At 29.6% G+C, this 3,632-nt stretch carries 3 protein-coding genes; 1 reads left to right on the plus strand and 2 read right to left on the minus strand.

Annotation, left to right across the window (positions count from 1 at the left end):
* Nucleotides 1-154: 154 nt before the first annotated feature.
* Nucleotides 155-556, minus strand: a complete 402-nt coding sequence (locus tag AC1EUY_RS15805) for a hypothetical protein (protein WP_480196518.1) — start codon at nt 554-556, stop codon at nt 155-157.
* Between the two features lie 194 nt (nt 557-750).
* Nucleotides 751-1,602, minus strand: a complete 852-nt coding sequence (locus AC1EUY_RS15810; protein WP_480196519.1) for a carbonic anhydrase — start codon at nt 1,600-1,602, stop codon at nt 751-753.
* 833 nt (nt 1,603-2,435) lie between these two features.
* Here AC1EUY_RS15810 and AC1EUY_RS15815 point away from each other — a divergent pair.
* Nucleotides 2,436-3,254 carry a M57 family metalloprotease gene (locus AC1EUY_RS15815; RefSeq protein WP_480196520.1) on the plus strand — a complete coding sequence of 273 codons (819 nt, stop codon included), beginning with the start codon at nt 2,436-2,438 and terminating at the stop codon, nt 3,252-3,254.
* Nucleotides 3,255-3,632: the final 378 nt, after the last annotated feature.

The following is a 3,632-nucleotide window of genomic DNA, read 5'->3' on the forward strand; positions in this document are numbered from 1 at the left end:
CAATAAGATAATATTTATCTCATTATATTTTTTGTGAAGTTTTTTACCTTTTTATCTAATTCAATTATTTCTTATTGGGTAATTTCTTCTTTAACTTCTATACGAATTAGGTTTTTTTAAAATTTCGTCGGTATCTGCATACATAAGTAAAGTTTTACAAAGCTATTTCTAATCGTTTTAATAGGCTATCGGCATCTGCTGTGAGTTGATTAAATGTTGTATGATTGTCTGCAATAATATGCCCAATAATCAAATCTTTTAATTTTTTATTATGAGTGTGTAAAAAGGTTTCAAACAACTGTCCTTCATTGGCACTACCTTTTCCATGTGAAGCAATTATAATAGCACTAAAAGTATTCATTTCCTTACTTAATGTATTAAAAAAACGTTTTTGATTTACCTTACCTTTTCCGTCTAAGAAAGATTCAACTTTTTGTAATAATTTCCAATTATCTTTATGATGATGGCGTTTTGTATTGTCACTTTTTGAAGCGAAAAATTCATAAATTTCTGCTTCTTTATGATCTAATTTTACTAATCCTACTTTTGTTTTCATGTTTTTAATTTTTATTGATGTAAAGGTTTAGTTTTAATTATTCTAATTCAAGTTTTTTATAGCTATCTATGTGTATATTTCAGAAATTTGAACATAATAGTATTTATACACTTTTGTACATGGTACATTGTTTTTTTAAAATAAAAGAAACCCACTTTGTTTTTGATATAATAAAAGGAGATGATATATCTAATTTAACGTGTTTTCTTTACTACACGCCCGTTTAAAGGTTGTTCATTTCTGTAGTTATTTATAGGCATTAATTTTTGTAATTCTTTTACTTGCTTTAATGAAATGGTAATGGGTTCTTTAAATATAAGCCAGTTTACATCTTCTGTACAAGGAGGGGTAGTTAAAGAACCTACATAACTGTAATACCCTTTATCTTTTGGTAAGTTTTTATTGAGGTCGAAGCTAGTATTGACTGGTTTTGTTTGCCCTTTTTCAAGCGGTAAATAACTTTCTAAAAAGTTAAAAGGCGCGCTACTGTTACCTTCTTTTACCATAATGGCAAGCACTGCATATTGGTTGTTATCACTCACATGCACCATGTGAATTACCATGGGGTAACGTATTCCGTTTATGGTATGTTCTGCAGATTCGTGGAAATGTATTTGTTTTAAGGCATATTTTTCGCCTTTGTAGTTAAGATAATCTCCTGGTTCAAAATTATACTGAATGGAATGCCCATTATTAATAACATTATGAATTTTTGTTGCAGATGCATAATGAATATCTAGTGGTTTTAAAGAAGTATCTAACTTCGCATCTTTATCAATGATATTGATGGGCGATTGATATTTACCTCCACAATCTGAATCTTTTTCAATTTCTGCCCAATGTTTCGGTCCTGTTACTCCTTCATAGCTCCAATGTTGTTTTTCTTGTTTAACAGGGGTTACTGTCTCAACTTCAAGTACATCGCCTTGATCGTCAACCACAACTTCATCAGTTATTTGGTATTCTTTAGTTTTTTCCTTTTTAGTGTTACATGCAAATGTTATTATACATAACATAACTAACGCTATTAACTTTGTTATTTTCATCTGTTTTAAATTTATATATAGTATTTTAAAGTAGTTTGTAAAATGTGATTCATTTTTAGGTAAAAATTGTTATTGATGTGGTAATCTATAATTAAAGAATTTCATGAGCTGTAATTCTCTTTTGTTTGTGCCATTGACAGCATAGGAATTAGCAATAATAAATAATACCCCTTTCTTCATGATATTTAGTTAAAAAATTATGATACAAAGGTTTTGATTACTTGCTTAGTTACAAAGAAATATATAAGAGTGAGCGTTCATATTTCTGAAATTTGTACGTAATAGAAGTATCAGAGATTATAAAGATAAAAGCGAAGTAATAAATAATGATTACCCCGCTTTCAAATCAACTAGAATTAATCAACCAAAAAAATCACGCTACGACATTTCTGTTTGATGCTTTTTGAGAAAATCTTCGATTTTTTTGTTTTTTTTTAATTTTTTGCAAGTTTTTTACTCTCGTCACGTATCTTAATGGCTATTGTTAGAGCTATTAAAAATACTATAAACAAATAAATTTACATTTATTACTAATAACTTCAAAGTTGTCTCCAGGCAACCTTTTTAATTTATAAAATCATCAAATCTAAGTTTGAATAGCTTACTTTTCATAAACTCATTTTAAAAATTCCTATTAAAAATACATGTCTTAAATCATGTTTTGAGACATCTTAATGTTTCTAAGAAACATATACTCAGTCATTTCTATTACTTTTTTATGGAACTTCGTTGGGAGCTCAAAAATCAAAAAGCATGCATTAAATATTAATAGCATTTTAAACCATTTAATTGAGTACAGTTACTCTATACTCATTAAACTAAAATTAACATTTATGAAAACAATTAAAATATTGCTACTAAGTGTAGTGATGACAGGTATCTTTTTTTCTTGCCAAGAAGAAGGAATAGATATGGAAACAGAAGATAATGTAATAACCAAAGAACAGCTTGCGAAGTTGCACGATTTGGGAATTAACACAGAAAATGTGACTATTAAAAGTATTACTGATTTAGATGGAATCACAGAAGACTATTTTGTAAACGGTACAGATTTGTCCATATCTGTAAAAGAAGTTGATGCATACGTCATTCCTCAAACTAAACAATACCATACCAGAAATTTAGTTTCAGGTAGAAATCGTACCATTAATGTATTGGGGTACACAGGCGGTGGTGGTAACGGTTTAGATAATACTAACAGAGAAGGATTAAGACGAGCAGTAGCTAACTATAATCGTGTAAATTCATCTTTACAAATGAACTTAAGCTTTGGTACTAACTATCAAGCTGCCGACTTAGTGGTATATGTACGCTCAGATTTGGGTTCTGGTGGTTTAGCTGGCTTTCCTTCTAATGGAAGAGCTTATAAATGGGCACGTATTGGACCAAGAGTTAGTCAATACGGAGCAACATACTCAAGTCATGTAATAACACATGAGATGGGTCACTGTGTAGGGTTACGCCATACAGATTGGTTTAGTAGAGTATGTGACAATGGTCAAAATGAAGGAGAAGGCTATGATGGCGCTTATCATATTCCAGGTACTCCAACAGGAATTGATAGAGAATCAGTAATGATATCCTGCCCAACAGGAAATGAAAATGGTGCTTTTAGCCGATATGATGTTGTAGCATTAGAATATTTGTATTAATTTTTTGATTATCCGTAATGAGTCATAAAAGGTGCTCGTCAACCTGAACTTGTTTCAAGTTCTCATTGTAAATACTTGATTTATTGAATGATGAGATTCCGAAATAAATTCAAGAATGACACTTTAAAATATATTTATGACATAAAACGGATGTACAATTAATTTTTTAGACTACTCATAATTATTTGATAAGGAGTTACAGTTTTTTTTTGTAGCTCCTTATTTTAATTAAAATCACAACTATTCTACTTTAAATTAATTTAATTTTTTATGATAATGATAGGTCTAACTCATAACCCGAAAGTCACTGGTTCGAATACAATTGACCACAACTAGAATTGAAAAAGAGCAAAGTCTGGTACTATTTTTTATTTAAAT

This window comes from Maritimimonas sp. 2210JD6-3 (assembly GCF_056591795.1).